Annotated in this window: 14 protein-coding genes; 8 read left to right on the forward strand and 6 right to left on the reverse strand. The window is 31.9% G+C overall.

Features of this window, described 5'->3' with window-relative positions; genetic code table 11:
• Positions 1-11: 11 nt before the first annotated feature.
• Complete coding sequence (locus IUY40_RS10335) at positions 12-1,394, reverse strand: NAD(P)/FAD-dependent oxidoreductase (RefSeq protein ID WP_195736784.1); 1,383 nt, start codon at positions 1,392-1,394, stop codon at positions 12-14.
• 685 nt (positions 1,395-2,079) lie between these two features.
• Complete coding sequence (locus IUY40_RS10340) at positions 2,080-3,042, reverse strand: hypothetical protein (protein WP_195736785.1); 963 nt, start codon at positions 3,040-3,042, stop codon at positions 2,080-2,082.
• 102 nt (positions 3,043-3,144) lie between these two features.
• Between IUY40_RS10340 and IUY40_RS10345 the strand changes: the two genes are divergently transcribed.
• Entirely contained in the window at positions 3,145-3,888 is a 744-nt protein-coding gene (locus IUY40_RS10345) for a hypothetical protein (protein ID WP_195736786.1), read from the forward strand.
• A 3-nt stretch (positions 3,889-3,891) separates the two neighbouring features.
• Positions 3,892-4,509, forward strand: a complete 618-nt coding sequence (locus tag IUY40_RS10350) for a hypothetical protein (RefSeq protein ID WP_195736787.1) — start codon at positions 3,892-3,894, stop codon at positions 4,507-4,509.
• 79 nt (positions 4,510-4,588) lie between these two features.
• Here the strand turns inward: IUY40_RS10350 and IUY40_RS10355 are convergent, their stop codons facing one another.
• From IUY40_RS10355 to IUY40_RS10370, 4 genes are all read right to left on the reverse strand, one after another.
• Positions 4,589-6,724 carry a polyribonucleotide nucleotidyltransferase gene (locus IUY40_RS10355; RefSeq protein WP_195736788.1) on the reverse strand — a complete coding sequence of 712 codons (2,136 nt, stop codon included), beginning with the start codon at positions 6,722-6,724 and terminating at the stop codon, positions 4,589-4,591.
• Between the two features lie 152 nt (positions 6,725-6,876).
• Entirely contained in the window at positions 6,877-7,143 is a 267-nt protein-coding gene (gene rpsO / locus IUY40_RS10360; RefSeq protein ID WP_195736789.1) for a 30S ribosomal protein S15, read from the reverse strand.
• 98 nt (positions 7,144-7,241) lie between these two features.
• Positions 7,242-8,198 carry an energy transducer TonB gene (locus tag IUY40_RS10365; protein WP_195736790.1) on the reverse strand — a complete coding sequence of 319 codons (957 nt, stop codon included), beginning with the start codon at positions 8,196-8,198 and terminating at the stop codon, positions 7,242-7,244.
• Positions 8,199-8,229: 31 nt separating this feature from the next.
• Positions 8,230-8,685 carry a GAF domain-containing protein gene (locus tag IUY40_RS10370; protein ID WP_195736791.1) on the reverse strand — a complete coding sequence of 152 codons (456 nt, stop codon included), beginning with the start codon at positions 8,683-8,685 and terminating at the stop codon, positions 8,230-8,232.
• A gap of 71 nt (positions 8,686-8,756) precedes the next feature.
• On the opposite strand from IUY40_RS10370, the gene xrtF reads away from it, so the two are divergent.
• The 6 genes from xrtF (at position 8,757) to IUY40_RS10400 (ending at position 14,567) form a co-directional block, all read left to right on the forward strand.
• Positions 8,757-9,296: an exosortase family protein XrtF gene (gene xrtF / locus IUY40_RS10375; protein ID WP_195736792.1), complete on the forward strand. Its 540-nt coding sequence runs from the start codon at positions 8,757-8,759 to the stop codon at positions 9,294-9,296.
• Positions 9,286-9,729 (forward strand): exosortase F system-associated protein, encoded by a 444-nt coding sequence (locus IUY40_RS10380; protein ID WP_195736793.1) that lies wholly within the window; start codon positions 9,286-9,288, stop codon positions 9,727-9,729. The genes xrtF and IUY40_RS10380 overlap by 11 nt, the downstream gene beginning before the upstream one ends.
• A 61-nt stretch (positions 9,730-9,790) precedes the next feature.
• On the forward strand, positions 9,791-10,630 hold the full coding sequence (locus tag IUY40_RS10385) for an ATP cone domain-containing protein (RefSeq protein WP_195736794.1): 840 nt from the start codon (positions 9,791-9,793) through the stop codon (positions 10,628-10,630).
• A 29-nt stretch (positions 10,631-10,659) separates the two neighbouring features.
• On the forward strand, positions 10,660-12,015 hold the full coding sequence (locus IUY40_RS10390; protein WP_195736795.1) for an MBL fold metallo-hydrolase: 1,356 nt from the start codon (positions 10,660-10,662) through the stop codon (positions 12,013-12,015).
• Between the two features lie 70 nt (positions 12,016-12,085).
• Complete coding sequence (locus tag IUY40_RS10395; RefSeq protein ID WP_195736796.1) at positions 12,086-12,487, forward strand: hypothetical protein; 402 nt, start codon at positions 12,086-12,088, stop codon at positions 12,485-12,487.
• Between the two features lie 73 nt (positions 12,488-12,560).
• Positions 12,561-14,567 carry a TonB-dependent receptor plug domain-containing protein gene (locus tag IUY40_RS10400; RefSeq protein WP_195736797.1) on the forward strand — a complete coding sequence of 669 codons (2,007 nt, stop codon included), beginning with the start codon at positions 12,561-12,563 and terminating at the stop codon, positions 14,565-14,567.
• Positions 14,568-14,578 lie beyond the last annotated feature (11 nt).

Genomic DNA, 14,578 nt, shown 5'->3' on the forward strand with positions numbered 1-14,578 from the left:
AATAAAAAAGCTTAATAATAATTAGTACGTTCTAATTGCTTTTCATCAGGTACTTCTTCCTCAAGATAACGTTCGATACTGTCGTCTAATTCTTTCATCCATGGTGTATGGTGTTTTTCTGCTTTGCATTGATCCATCACAGATGTGTATATTTTATCTCTATAGGTAAGGATATTGTCTTCTTTATCCTGGATCCAGTTTTTAAACATTACTGCTACCTGATCTATATTAAACGTTGGATAGTCGGTTCTCTCGATTAAATCCCGTATATATTCTGTTTGAAAATCGACATGATCAAAAGGAGTTTTTGCATCTTCTTCACCTTGTAGCCATTTTTTAATATCTATGAGTCGTTCTGTTTTAGCAGGTAATTTTATTTTTCCTAGTATTAGATCTCTTGCATACCAAGCTTGAGCATCAAACATGTTAAACGTATAGTATTGATCTTGCATTCCTAAGAAAATTAGTTTTGTAAGTTCGTTAAAAACCACTCCTTTATAAAGTTGATCTGGATATAGGCAATTTTTAGTTTTTATTCTTAAATTGTCGGGTAAGAAAGGAAATTTATGTTGGTATCCAGTACAAAGTACCACTGCATCAAACTCTTTGGAAGTACCATCTTTAAAATAGGCTGTGTTGCTATCAAAATGGGTTACTAAAGGTAGTTCGTCAATTCCTTGAGGCCATTTTGTGCCTATGGGAGTTGTACGATATGAGATGGTAACAGATTTACTGCCATGTTTGTAGCATTGTATCCCAATATCTTCTGCAGAATAACTGCTTCCAATCAATAAAATATCTTTGTCTTTAAATTGGTCTGCTCCTCTAAAGTCGTGTGCATGCATTATCGATCCAGAGAAGTTTTCAATTCCCTTAAAATACGGCATATTTGGTGTTGAGAAATGTCCAGTTCCTACTACTAGGTAGTCAAAGATTTCTTCAAAGGTTTTGTTATTGATTAAGTCGTCAAAAATAACTCGGAATTGTTGCGTTTCTTCGTTGTAATCTACCCATCTTGCGACAGTGTTAAAGGTGATGTGTTTTCTAGCCTGACTTTGTTTGATGCGTCCTTCGATGTAATCAAAAAGCACCTCACGTGGAGGGTAAGAAGAAATTGGTTGTCCGAAATGCTCCGAGAACGTATAATCTGCAAATTCCAAACATTCTTTTGGTCCATTTGACCAAAGGTATTTATACATACTTCCGTGTAGAGGTTCTCCGTGTTTTCCTACTCCAGTTCTCCAGGTGTAGTTCCACATTCCGCCCCAGTTATCTTGTTTTTCATAACACTTGATTTCTGGTATTTTATTGCCTTTTTTCTGCTCCGATTCAAATGCACGTAACATAGCAAGCCCACTAGGGCCAGCTCCGATAATTCCTACTTTAAAATTCATAACGCAAAAAAAGTTTCTACCACGATGAAAATCACAGTAATTAAATATAATTGTATCGTTAAACGATAGGATAAAAGTCTTATGTCTTTTTGTCTTATAAGCAGATGGGGATTTCCTCTAAAATGACAGAAAAAATTATTGCAGAATTTATTTAAACTCCGACAAAAAAGATTAAAGATTTTTTAATAAAAAAAATATCCGTAATAGAAAAATTTTCTATTATGTTGGATGCATTCAAATATACAAATAAAAGAGGCTTATTCCTAATAATTTTAAAAAACCAGTATTGTAAATAGTTAAAAATCAAGTAAGTATAAAGCGTTTATCATAATGAAGTACAGGGATTGTTTAGGAAAATTCAAAATAGCTGCCTAAATAATTCAGAAAGTTTAGAAAATACATTTATAATTGTTTTTTTGGTAAAAGATGTTATAGCGTAAAAAGTCATAAGGATATAGTGTTTAATTATTTATTTCTATCCTTTGGATGTTTTGTCTTTTGTTTTTGAAGTAGTCTGCGCTCTATTTCTTAAACAATTTGTAATTTAAAAGATATAGGATAGTCTTTTTATGTATTGTTATTTTAGGACTAGACACGATATAATATGAAAAACCCCAATTCAAATAAATGAATTGGGTTTTTTTCTATAAATAAACCTTTAGTAAACTAAGATCTGATTACTCTTTTAAAATAATAAATCAACTTGAGAGTTTATTTTTTCAATATAATAATCTATTTTACGAATAGCCCGATTATAGAATAGATTTTGTTCTTTGATTCCAGAAGATCCTAACGCTTTTGAGTTGATAATTTGTTGCTTGAAAAATTGATGTACATTTTTACAACTGTCTACATTATCGGTAATAAAATAACCGAGTAGCGTATAAGGAACAAACATCGTTAGTTTTTCTTCTGTTTCTATGAGCATATTATTGTTTAGTAATATTAACTCATTGTAGTATATAGTGAAATTAGAATTTGGTTTATTGTCTTTTTCTTGGATGGAATTGATGATTCTTTTTAAGTCTTTACAAATGGCATTTGCGTTTTTTAGGTTAAGTAAACCAGCTTCGTAAAAATATAAAATCTGTTGTAAACTACTGTTTATTGTAGTGTCATTCCATACTTCATTTACAATAGCATTATCATATACATTTTTCAATTTTTGCATATATTCTGTAAAGGGATCTTCGATTACAAAATTTTCAAAACTAGCTTTTTTTTGATCTGTATTTAAAAGATTGAGCCATACAAAAGCTTTGAATTTTGATAAAATAGTTCCATCCATAAAATAGAATAACGGAATATCCTTGGCAGAATAAAAAAGGGTCGTTTTTGGGTTTTTAGTTAAAAGCTCAATTTGTTCTGAAGAAGCTTTGAAATATTGAAGCATATCTTTTAACGTCTCTATTTCAATTGTTTTCTCCACAATAACTTTTTCTTTTTTTGAGAATAAATTATCTAATGAAATATTAAAATGATCTGCGAGTTTGATAGTTTCATCTATCGAAAATTTACTTTTTTCAGATATTCTTCGGTGCGATGCATCGTAGCTGATTTCTAAAATAGATGCAACTTCGTCTATTAAAGAAGCTGACTTTGAAACTTTACTTCGAATTGCTTTTAAAAATGATTCTTGATATTTCATAATTTGCGATAATCACAAATGTATGAAATAGTTTTATTGATTTAAGCAAGTTCACGTGTGATAATTGCAATAGGTTTGTCCTGTAATTTTAAATAACGATTTATGAAAACATCAATTTTAGTATGCCTGTTTTTTACATTTGGATTTATTCATGCTCAGAATACAATCCAGATTCATACAGTTGACTCGGCAGAAACACATTCACAGATTTTTAGTCTTTCGCCAATTTCTAAAAAAGTAGATCAAGTAAATGGATTAGTACTTGGGGTAGGGCATCTTGAAAATAAACACATATCAAATCAAACAATTAATGGTATAAATATAGAAGCAAATCCTGCGCCAGCTGCGGGAGTACTGTATGCTTTTATGTTATTAATGCATATCGATGACGTAATTAAAAATAACAGAATAGCAGTTGTAAAAACTACTGACGAAGATTATAAAATTAAGAATATGAGTTATACCCCTTATCTAAAATTGAATGGCTTAAATCTTAGTTCTGGGTGCTTTTTTACAACAACAAGTATGAATGGATTAAATATTTCAGCTGGAAATAAATTCAATGATTTCAATGGACTTTCAGTTACTGTTTTAGGTACAATTGCTGATAATCAGAACGGATTTTCAATAGGTGTTTATAATGCTAATAATGATTTAATAGGCTCAACAATTGGAGTCTATAATCAATCGTATGAGCTGAAGGGACTGCATTTGGGAATTTTTAATCAGGCACAAATTAATAAAGGATTGCAGATTGGAGTTTTTAATAAATCAAATTCTAAAGGTTTTCAGTTGGGACTTTGGAATGTGAATAATAAAAGGTCAATGCCTTTTTTAAATTGGTAAATTATGAAAAGATTTTTATTGTTGTTGATTCTTGTGTTTTCGGTATCAGCATTTGCTCAAAATGAATCTCAGGATTCGTCTGGTGATTATGAAAGAATTTATGTAGAAGCTGGTTTTGTTCAGCCAATTGGGAAACTTTCGGATAAGTTTGATTTATCGCCATCATTTGGTTTTTGGTTTAGAAATAAATTGAATCGGGAAGATTTTATAGATTTTGGTTTTAATTTTTTTATACCTAAAAATCCAATAGATGCTAATTTTAAATATCGGGATTCTATTGTACAGTATAAATCGAGTCATTTTGGAATAAATATTGGAACTCGTTTTGCAAAAGTTATTCCTCTGTCTCTGCAGAAAAAAGATTTTAATTTAGAATGGAATTCAGGAATTGGTTTGGCTTTAAATTTTTATAAAGCCCCAGACGAATTAGAATTTGAAGAAGGAGAGCATACCAAAGAAGTCTTGACTACATTTTATCTGTCGCAAGGAATTAAGCTCAATTATAAGAATATTGGATTACAATGCCATTATCAATGGTCTCCTTATGGATTATTTAATGATAAGATTGAGAAAAATTTTGGATCGCAGAGTTTGATGTTCGGAATTGTTTATCGACAATAGCTAAATATGAAAAACCCCAATTCAAATAAATGAATTGGGGTTTTTTCTATAAATAAACCTTTAGTAAACTAAGATCTGATTACTCTTTTTTCTCCTCACGTGGAGGTCTTGGAAGAAGCGCTTTTCTTGACACTTTTTCTTTTCTAGTTTTAGGGTCAAGTCCAAGGTATTTAACTTCGAAAACATCTCCCATATTTACTACATCAGTAACGTTTTCAGTACGTTCCCAAGCTAGCTCAGATACGTGAAGTAAAACTTCATTTCCTGGTGCAGCAGTATATTCTACTACAGCCCCAAAATCAAGCATTTTAATTACTTTAACTTCATAAGCTTCGCCCATTTGAGGTTTGAAAGTAATAGATTTAATTTTAGCTAAAACAGCTTCAATTCCTGCAGGATCTGTACCTAAGATTTCGATAACACCTTGCTCATCAACTTCGTTGATTACAATAGTTGTTCCAGTAGCTTTTTGTAATTCTTGAATTACTTTTCCTCCAGGTCCAATTAATGCTCCAATAAAGTTTCCAGGAATAGTTCTGGTGATGATTTTTGGAGAATGTGCTTTAACGTCTGCTCTTGGAGCAGCAATAGTCTCAGTTAATTTTCCTAAAATGTGTAAACGTCCTTCGCGTGCTTGCCCTAAAGCTTGCTCCATGATGTCGTAACGTAAACCATCAATTTTGATATCCATTTGACAAGCTGTAATACCGTCAGCAGTTCCAGTTACTTTAAAGTCCATATCTCCTAAGTGATCTTCATCACCTAAAATATCAGACAATACAGCAAATTTATCACCATCAGTAATTAATCCCATAGCAATTCCAGAAACTGGTTTTACCATTTGAACTCCAGCATCCATCAAAGCCATTGTACCAGCACAAACTGTAGCCATTGATGAAGAACCATTAGATTCTAAAACCTCAGATACAATACGAATAGTGTAAGGACAATCAGCAGGAATCATGTTTTTTAAAGCTCTTTGAGCCAAGTTACCATGACCAACTTCTCTTCTTGAAGTTCCTCTTAGTGGTTTTGCTTCACCAGTTGAGAAAGGAGGGAAGTTATAGTGTAAGTAGAATTTTTCTTCACCTTGTTCAGATGGAGAATCAATTTGGTTAGCTTCTCTAGAAGTTCCTAAAGTTACTGTAGCCAATGCTTGAGTTTCTCCACGTGTAAATAAAGAAGAACCGTGAACTCTTGGTAAATAATCAATTTCACACCAGATTGGTCTGATGTCTGTTGTTTTTCTACCATCTAAACGAACTCCAAGTTCTAATACTACATTACGAACAGCTTCTTTATTTGTTTTGTAGAAATATTTAGAAACTAAATCTCCATCAGCAGCTAATTCTTCTTCAGTAAATAAAGCTTTTATTTCTTCTTTTACTTCAGCAAATGCAGCAGTTCTTTCGTGTTTAGCCGAACCAACTTTTGCAATAGCATATATTTTATCGTAAGCTGCAGCTTTTACTTTTTTGTAAATTTCTTCGTTTTCTTTCTCACCTTCGTAAGTACGAATCTCTTTTTTACCAAAAGCAGCTTGTAAGCGTAATTGTGCCTGAATTTGAACTTTAATGGCTTCGTGAGCAAATTTAATTGCTTCAACCATTTCTGCTTCTGAAATTTCTTTCATCTCTCCTTCAACCATCGCAACAGAATCTAAAGAAGCTCCAATCATCATGTCGATGTCAGATTTTGCTAAGTCTTCTCTACTTGGGTTGATTACAAATTTTCCGTCGATACGGGCTACACGTACTTCAGAAATTAAGTTATAAAAAGGAATATCTGAAACTGCTAATGCAGCAGATGCAGCTAAACCAGCTAATGCATCAGGCATAACTTCTTCGTCATGAGACATTAATTGAATCATAACTTGCGTTTCAGCATGGTAATCATCTGGGAAAAGTGGACGTAAAACACGGTCTACTAATCTCATTGTTAATACTTCGCTATCGCTAGGACGAGCTTCTCTCTTGAAGAAACCTCCTGGGAAACGACCAGCAGCAGCAAATTTTTCGCGATAATCTACCGTTAATGGTAAAAAATCAACATTTGGGTTAGCGGTACGAGCTGAAACTGCTGTTGCAAGTATCATCGTGTCGCCCATTCTTACTACTACAGAACCATCAGCTTGTTTAGCTAAACGTCCTGTCTCGATTGTGATGCTTCTGCCATCACCTAAATCGATTTTCTCTACAAATAATTGTGGAATCATAAATTTTTCCTTATTGGTTATACAATGGGTTGTAGTTGTGTTGTAGTTGTTGTGCGTAGTTAATGCCTAAAACCCAATGAAAAACCAAACTTTTTTTTCTTTGTTTGTGTAAAAACAAAAAGAGGCACTCTCGCACCTCTTTTTTATATTGATTATTTTCTGATATTCAATACTTTGATAATCTCACGATATCTGTTGATTTCTTTTTTCTTCAAGTAATCTAACAATGATCTTCTTTTTCCTACTAGTAGTACTAATGAACGTTCTGTGTTGTAATCGTGACGATTTTTCTTCAAGTGTTCAGTTAAGTGTGAAATTCTGTAAGTGAACAATGCGATTTGAGCTTCTGCTTTTCCAGTGTTTTTTGCTTCACCGTGTTTTGCGAAAATCTCTTCTTTAATTTCTTTAGTTAAATACATTCCAATATTATTTAATGATTTTTATGTATGTCATACATCTATTGTAAGACGAGTGCAAAATTAGTACTTTTTTTTTGAAAAATAAATTTTATTGCACCTTATTTTACAATTGTTATGGGTAATGAATAACGAACCCTTGTCGGAATGCCTCTTTCTAATCCCGGTTTCCATTTTTTAGCCCCTTTAATTACGCTAATTGCGCTCTCGTCTAATCCGTAACCAATCCCTTTTACTATTTTTGGTTCAATTAGATTACCTTCCCTATCCACAACAAAAGTCATGTATATTTTTCCAAAAACTTTATTTCTAGCCTCTATCGGAATAAACATTTCTCGTGCTATATATCTATAAAATGTCTCTATTCCGTTTTTAGGACTTGGTTTTTCATGTACAACTTTGTAAGGGTGTTCAATGTTTAAAGAATCGATGCTTATTCCAGAAACGAATTCGCCATTTTCATAATTCTCGGTAAAAGTATAATTAGCTTTTATGTTTTTTCCTTTCCAGATACCGTCAGGTAAGCCATTTTTTATTTTTCCGCTTTCTTCGTTGTCATCATTTGTTATTTCATAATCACCATTTCCAGATGTTACTTTTTGTTCATTTTGATTATTCCAGTAATTGTTTACTTTAAAATGGATTTTCCCTTTTTTGTTCTTAAAATATTCAAGTTCAGATTTTAAATTTCCATTTTCGTACCAATTATATTCTTTTCCGTCTTCTCTCCCTTTTACATAATGTACTGCTGACTTTTTTTTCCCGTTTTCATAATAATGAACAAATTGTCCCTCTTTACTGAGATAGTCTTTTTCTGTAGATGTTCCTATCATTTTTAATGCTTTGGACTTATAGTAATCCTTAAAAACATAAGATGTTCTGTTTTGATAATATCCCTCGACAATCCTAATATATTTGTAATTTTCTGCTGTGGTTTCTGTATATGTAGAATCCATGTAAATCATTTTGTTAAGGTCTATGGAACCTTGTGAGAACGATCTTGTAGCTATTAATAAAAAAAATACAATCGTGAGATAATGAGGAAGATTAAATTTCATGTATAGATATTTTTTAAAACAGAACAAATAGTTAATACAGTTTAGCAACTTCTTGATTTACAAATTCCAAAAACTTTTCATCAGCTTCTGTAAAAGGGTCAATAACGTGACTATCAATATCAATTTGACCAATATTTACTCCGTTTACAAATAAAGGAACAACAATTTCAGATTTTACAGTAAAGCTGCAAGCGATATAATTATCCTGAGCAGCAACATCTGGCACAACAAAATTTTCGTTAGAGACAGCAACCTGCCCACAAATTCCTTTTCCAAATGGAATCACAGTATGATCAGTTTCTGCTCCTACATATGGGCCTAAATGCAAGGTTTTGTTTTCGTGATTGGCAAAATAAAACCCAACCCAGTTGTAATAATCAATATTCTCACTTAATAATTGACAAATATTTAATAGTTTTTCGTCTCTTGAGTGATCTGTGCCTGCTATAATCGCAGTTATTTTTGGTTGTAATTCTTGAAATGTCATCTTAATTTAGTTTTTATACAAAAGTATTTAAAGCCAAATCAAAAAATACATAAATTTGTTAAAAATTTCTCTTGAAAAAATATTTAATTCAGTATAAACCTTTTCTTCTTTTTATAGGAGTGTTTTTTACAGTTTATATTCTGTTGACATTAGTTTATCAATTTTATTTGAGCCGTTTTGGAACTGCTGGTGAGTTAGATGGAATAACAAAATTAGTAGGGAATTACACTGAACGATTATTACAATTGTTTAATAATAATGTTAAGTTTGAGAAAATTCACGCAGAACCGTATGTAAGGATATCATATAACGAGAAGACTGTGGCTTCAATTGTAGAAGGCTGTAATGCAGTTAGTGTAATTATATTATTCATATCTTTTATAATTGCCTTTTCAGGGAAATTAAAACCAACTTTGCTTTATATTTTAGGAGGAAGTCTTTTTATTTATATTCTTAATATTAGCAGAATTGCATCATTATGTGTTCTGTTGTACTATTTTCCAGAGAAATCTCATTTTTTACATGGCGTACTTTTTCCATTGGTGATTTATGGTTTGGTTTTTATTTTGTGGATTGTTTGGATAAGTAAATTTTCCAGATATGCTAAATGATATTCTTAAAAATAAATCGAAGGTTTCTCTTTTGATTCTCTTTGTGATTCTTTTGGTCAGCATAAGAGCTTTTGAGAGCCAGTTATTTTATGATCCTTTTCTAGTTTATTTTGAAAGAGATTATAAAATGCTTCCGCTGCCTGAATTCGATTCGGTTCGGTTGTTTTTTGGATTGCTTTTTCGATACGTATTAAATACAATTGTATCATTGGGAATAATTTATGTGCTTTTTAAAGAAATTGGATTACTGAAATTTGTTTCAGTTTTATATGCCATATTTTTTCTTGCTCTAATTATTGCTTTTTATTGTATCATTTATTTTTATGCCAATCAAAATAATTTGATACTTTTTTATATACGTCGTTTTTTAATTCAACCTGTTCTTGTACTGTTGTTTATTCCTGGGTTTTATTATCAGAAAATAAATAAATAGTTCTTTTTTCGTATCTTTATTAGTTGGGTTGCATTTGTGTAATTATCAAATCAAGAAGTATATGAAAGTTGTAAAAAAATCAGGAGATTTTGTTGTTTTTGATAAGAAGAAATTAGAGAGGTCTCTGTTGAATTCGGGGGCAAATCAATCAATTGTTCAAGAAGTTTTACAAATAATTGAAAAAGAAATTTACGAAGGAATTTCTACTAAGAAAATCTATAAGATGGCTTTTAATCTTTTAAGAAAAAAATCAAATTCTCATGCTGCACGTTACAACTTAAAAGAAGCCATTCAGTTATTAGGTCCTGCTGGTTTTTACTTCGAAAAATATATTGCCAGACTTTTCTCGATAGAAAATTATGAAACAAGAACTAATTTAACATTACAGGGCAAGTGCGTTTCGCACGAAATAGATGTCTTGATAAAGAAAAATAGTGTTATAGCCATGATTGAATGCAAATTTCATATGGGAAAAGAAGCCTCTACAGATGTAAAAGTACCGATGTATATTTTGTCTCGATTTAATGATCTTAAAGAAAGAAAGCATACAGTTTTTACCGACAAAGATACTATTTCAGCATGTTGGATTGTTACAAACAATCGATTTACATTAGATGCAATGACTTTTGGAACATGTTCAGGATTGAATTTATTGAGCTGGGATTATCCTGCAAATAATAATTTGAGAACTAAGAATGAGAATAATAATCTATACCCTATAACTTGTTTAACTACACTTACGCTCGCTGAAAAAGATAAATTATTGGCTTTGGATGTGATTTTGGTAAAAGAGTTATTAAACAATCATAATTGTTTAGCAGAAATTGGATTGAGTTCTCAAAGAATAAAGGGTGTTATAAAAGAAGCATCAGAGTTGTGTAAGTATTCCTTGAAAGTATAGTTTTTTTATGTAATTTAAATTCAAATCAAATGAAAGTCAAATTTATTGGAGGTGCTGGAACTGTTACAGGTTCAAAAACATTGATTGAGAGTAATGGTGTTCGGATTTTAATTGATTGTGGACAGTTTCAAGGGATAAAACCTTTGCGGGAACTTAATTGGGAACCTTTGTCGGTTTTGCCTTCAACAATAGATTTTGTGTTGCTTACTCACGGGCATTTAGATCACTGTGGTTGGTTGCCAAGATTGGTATATCAGGGATTTAAAGGAAAGATATATTGTTCAGGTCCTACAAAAGAAATAGCTAAACTTATTCTTTTAGACAGTGCCAAGATTCAAGAAGAAGAAGCAAATAAGGCCAACGAAGAGCGATATTCTAGTCATGAAATTGCCGAACCTCTTTATACGGTAGAGCAGGCTAAGAAAGTTTTTCCGCTTTTTAGAGTGGTAAAAATTAATGAGCCTTTTCTTTTAGAAGCAGATATTTCGGCAGTTTTTTCTACTGCAGGACATATAATGGGAGCATGTAGTATTGCATTAACAGTTGAGAAGAAAACTTTAGTATTTTCGGGAGATATTGGCCGAGATGATGATGTATTGCTATTTCCTCCAGAAAAACCTAAAATAGGAGATTATATATTTTTAGAAAGCACATATGGAAACCGATTGCATCCAGATACAGATGCAAAAGAAGAGCTTGAAAAATACATCAATGCTACATTTCAAAAAAAAGGGACAGTGATTATACCTAGTTTTGCTGTAGAGCGAGCGCAAAGTATAATGTTTTTGTTGTGGCAGCTAAAGAAAGAAAGTAGGATTCCAAATATTCCATATATCATAGATACACCCATGGGGATTAGTGCTTTGGAAATATTTGTTAATAATAAAGAGTGGCATAAGCTTTCGCTGGAAGAATGTACAGGTATGACTGAAATGTTTTCTCTGGTTTCGGATTATCAGGAAACAATGGATGTTATTTATAACAAAAGTCCAAAAGTTATTATTGCTGCAAGTGGTATGGCCACAGGAGGAAGGGTTTTGAATTATTTTGAGCATTATATAGGGATGCGAGAAACAACGGTAATTATTGTAGGTTATCAAGCAGAAGGTACTCGAGGAAGGAAGTTGTTAGAAGGTGCGGATGAAATTAAAATCCGGGGAAAATATTTTCCAGTTAAAGCAAAAGTTTTAGAAATAGGAGGACTTTCAGCTCATGGAGATCAGGATGATTTGCTTGCGTGGCTTTCGGTATTGGAAAATAAGCCTAAAAAAATATTCTTGGTTCATGGAGAAAATATTCCAGCAGATGCGCTCCGTATAAAGATTAAAGAAAAATATGGTTTTAATTGCACTATTCCTTTAATGGGACAGGAGTTTGAATTGTGAAAATAATTTTCAAATTTTTAACAGGAATTTCATTTTATAAATTAATTATAATGCTAATTTTGTAGGCAATATGAATATAAAAAGATGCACTAGTTTGTTTTTGGCATTTCTGCTATTGGTTTCCAATGTAGGACTAGCTTTTGATGTGCATTATTGTGGAGGTAAGTTATCTTCTATTTCATTAAACAAAACTATAGGAGCGCCCCCAGTAAAAAAATGTTGCGGGATTGTTGCCGAAAAAAAAATGTCTTGTTGTAAGGACAAAGTAGTTCATTTTGAGAAAAAATCAGATACAGCTATTATTAAAACATTCCTATTTCAACTTGATTTTCCTTTTACGCTACAAGAAATTAAAACGGTTACTTTTTTCGTTATTCCAAAATTTAAAAGTAAACAGCTAATTACTTATTATAGCGATGCTCATGCACCTCCGCTCTTTAAGCTCTATCAACAATATATATATTACGCCTGATTTTAATGTTTTTTTAAATCAAATCATTTTGAATGGTTTGGATCTACTTTTTTTAAACATTAAAATTATTCTCATGAAAAAAAATATAGCACTTTTTGCTATGATTTTACTTTGTATTCCAGTTTTCGCACAAGAAAATTTGGAAGAAGTTAAAATTATCAAAAAGCAAAAAGGAATTAAAAAATCATATACCCTTACAGGAAATACGTCACTTATAACAAGTAAAGAATTGCTTAAAGCAGCTTGTTGTAATCTCGCCGAAAGTTTCGAAACAAATCCGTCTATTGATGTTAACTTTTCGGATGCATTAACAGGGACAAAGCAAATTAAAATGTTGGGACTTACAAGTCCGTATTTAATGATTACTGAAGAAAATGTTCCCTCTGTTCGGGGAGCATCTCAAGCCTACGGATTATCATTTACCCCTGGAACTTGGGTCGAAAGTATTCAGATTACTAAAGGAGCAGGAAGTGTTGTTAATGGATATGAAAGCATTTCGGGACAAATAAATACAGAGTTGTTAAAACCTATGAATGATATTCCGTTCTTCTTGAATGCTTATGGTTCTACTGATTCTCGTTTTGAATTAAATACTCATTTTACCAAACAACTTTCGGATAAATGGGCAACAAGTTTATTAGTTCATGGTAATGCACGTGTTGCAAAAACGGATATGAACGATGATGGATTTATGGATAATCCATTGGCAAAGCAAATCAATATTTTAAATCGTTATCAATATACTAATGCTGAGAAAGGTTGGGTTGGTTTTGTCAATCTTAGATATATGAATGATAAGAAACAAACGGGAGAACTTGATTTTGATAAAGACCGAGATAGAGGGACAACCAATTATTGGGGATCCGAAATCAATACAGAACGAATTGATGTTTCGACCAAAATAGGTTATGTTTTTCCAGATATGCCTTTTCAGAGCATTGGTTTTCAAAACGCATTTAATAGCCACAATCAGAAATCTTATTTTGGTTTAAATGATTATAATATCAAGCAGAATAGTTATTATTCTAATTTGATTTTTAATTCGATTATCGATAATACCAAGAATAAATTTGCAGCTGGATTGAACTTTACCTATGACCAATACCAAGAGTTTGTAAATGTAACCGATTATAGTCGAATCGATAATTCTGTTGGGGCTTTCTTTGAATATACGTATGATAATACCGATAACTTTAGTATTATTTTAGGCGGGAGAATCGATAATCATAATCGATTAGGAACTTTTGTAACGCCACGTTTACATGTGAGATATAACCCTTGGGAGAAAGCAGTTTTAAGATTTTCAGCAGGAAGAGGAAAACGTTTAGCTAATATTTTTGCTGAGAACCAACAGTTATTTGCTAGTTCAAGAGTGTTTTCGATTTTGGATAATAGTGGTAAGATTTATGGAATGAATCCAGAAATTGCATGGAATTACGGATTAAGTTTTTCGCAAAAGTTTTCTCTTTTTGATAAACATGCCGAAGTAGTTTTTGATTTATACAGAACCGATTTCCAGAATCAGGTTGTTGTAGATGTAATGCAAAGCCCGCAAGAAGTTCTGTTTTATAATCTAAAAGGTAAATCATATGCTAATAGTTTACAAGTTGAATTTAACTATGAATTACTAAAGAATTTTAATTTCCGTTCGGCATATAAATATTATGATATTCGAACTGATTATTTATCTGGAAATTTTGAAAGGCCATTACAAGCAAAACATCGTTTTTTTGGGAATCTGGAATACGAAACAAATCTAGTTGACGGAAAGCAATGGAAAATCGATTATACTTTTAATTGGATTGGACAGCAACAATTACCGAACACAGCTTCGAATCCTGAGAAAGATAGATTGCCTAATTTCTCGCCTTCGTATTCTTTAATGAATGCGCAAGTAACAAGAGTTTTCTCTGATGTTTTTGAAGTATATGTAGGAGGGGAGAACATTGGAAATTACCGACAAGACAAAGCGATTTTAGGAAGTGATAATCCGTTTGGACCAAATTTTGATGCATCAATTATTTATGCTCCAGTTTTTGGACAAATGTATTACGCAGGATTAAGATTTAAAATAAAATAACTATACGTTAA

The sequence above is a fragment of the Flavobacterium sp. ALJ2 genome (assembly GCF_015594725.1).
Taxonomy (GTDB): domain Bacteria; phylum Bacteroidota; class Bacteroidia; order Flavobacteriales; family Flavobacteriaceae; genus Flavobacterium.

Excerpts from the sequence above, each read along its gene's own strand:
- IUY40_RS10400 (WP_195736797.1), top strand. The coding sequence starts at position 12,561 with ATGAAAAAAAATATAGCACTTTTTGCTATGATTTTACTTTGTATTCCA.
- IUY40_RS10380 (WP_195736793.1), top strand. The coding sequence starts at position 9,286 with ATGCTAAATGATATTCTTAAAAATAAATCGAAGGTTTCTCTTTTGATT.
- IUY40_RS10340 (WP_195736785.1), bottom strand. The coding sequence starts at position 3,042 with ATGAAATATCAAGAATCATTTTTAAAAGCAATTCGAAGTAAAGTTTCA.
- IUY40_RS10350 (WP_195736787.1), top strand. The coding sequence starts at position 3,892 with ATGAAAAGATTTTTATTGTTGTTGATTCTTGTGTTTTCGGTATCAGCA.
- IUY40_RS10395 (WP_195736796.1), top strand. The coding sequence starts at position 12,086 with ATGAATATAAAAAGATGCACTAGTTTGTTTTTGGCATTTCTGCTATTG.
- IUY40_RS10370 (WP_195736791.1), bottom strand. The coding sequence starts at position 8,685 with ATGACATTTCAAGAATTACAACCAAAAATAACTGCGATTATAGCAGGC.
- IUY40_RS10385 (WP_195736794.1), top strand. The coding sequence starts at position 9,791 with ATGAAAGTTGTAAAAAAATCAGGAGATTTTGTTGTTTTTGATAAGAAG.
- rpsO (WP_195736789.1), bottom strand. The coding sequence starts at position 7,143 with ATGTATTTAACTAAAGAAATTAAAGAAGAGATTTTCGCAAAACACGGT.
- IUY40_RS10365 (WP_195736790.1), bottom strand. The coding sequence starts at position 8,198 with ATGAAATTTAATCTTCCTCATTATCTCACGATTGTATTTTTTTTATTA.
- IUY40_RS10355 (WP_195736788.1), bottom strand. The coding sequence starts at position 6,724 with ATGATTCCACAATTATTTGTAGAGAAAATCGATTTAGGTGATGGCAGA.
- IUY40_RS10345 (WP_195736786.1), top strand. The coding sequence starts at position 3,145 with ATGAAAACATCAATTTTAGTATGCCTGTTTTTTACATTTGGATTTATT.
- IUY40_RS10335 (WP_195736784.1), bottom strand. The coding sequence starts at position 1,394 with ATGAATTTTAAAGTAGGAATTATCGGAGCTGGCCCTAGTGGGCTTGCT.
- IUY40_RS10390 (WP_195736795.1), top strand. The coding sequence starts at position 10,660 with ATGAAAGTCAAATTTATTGGAGGTGCTGGAACTGTTACAGGTTCAAAA.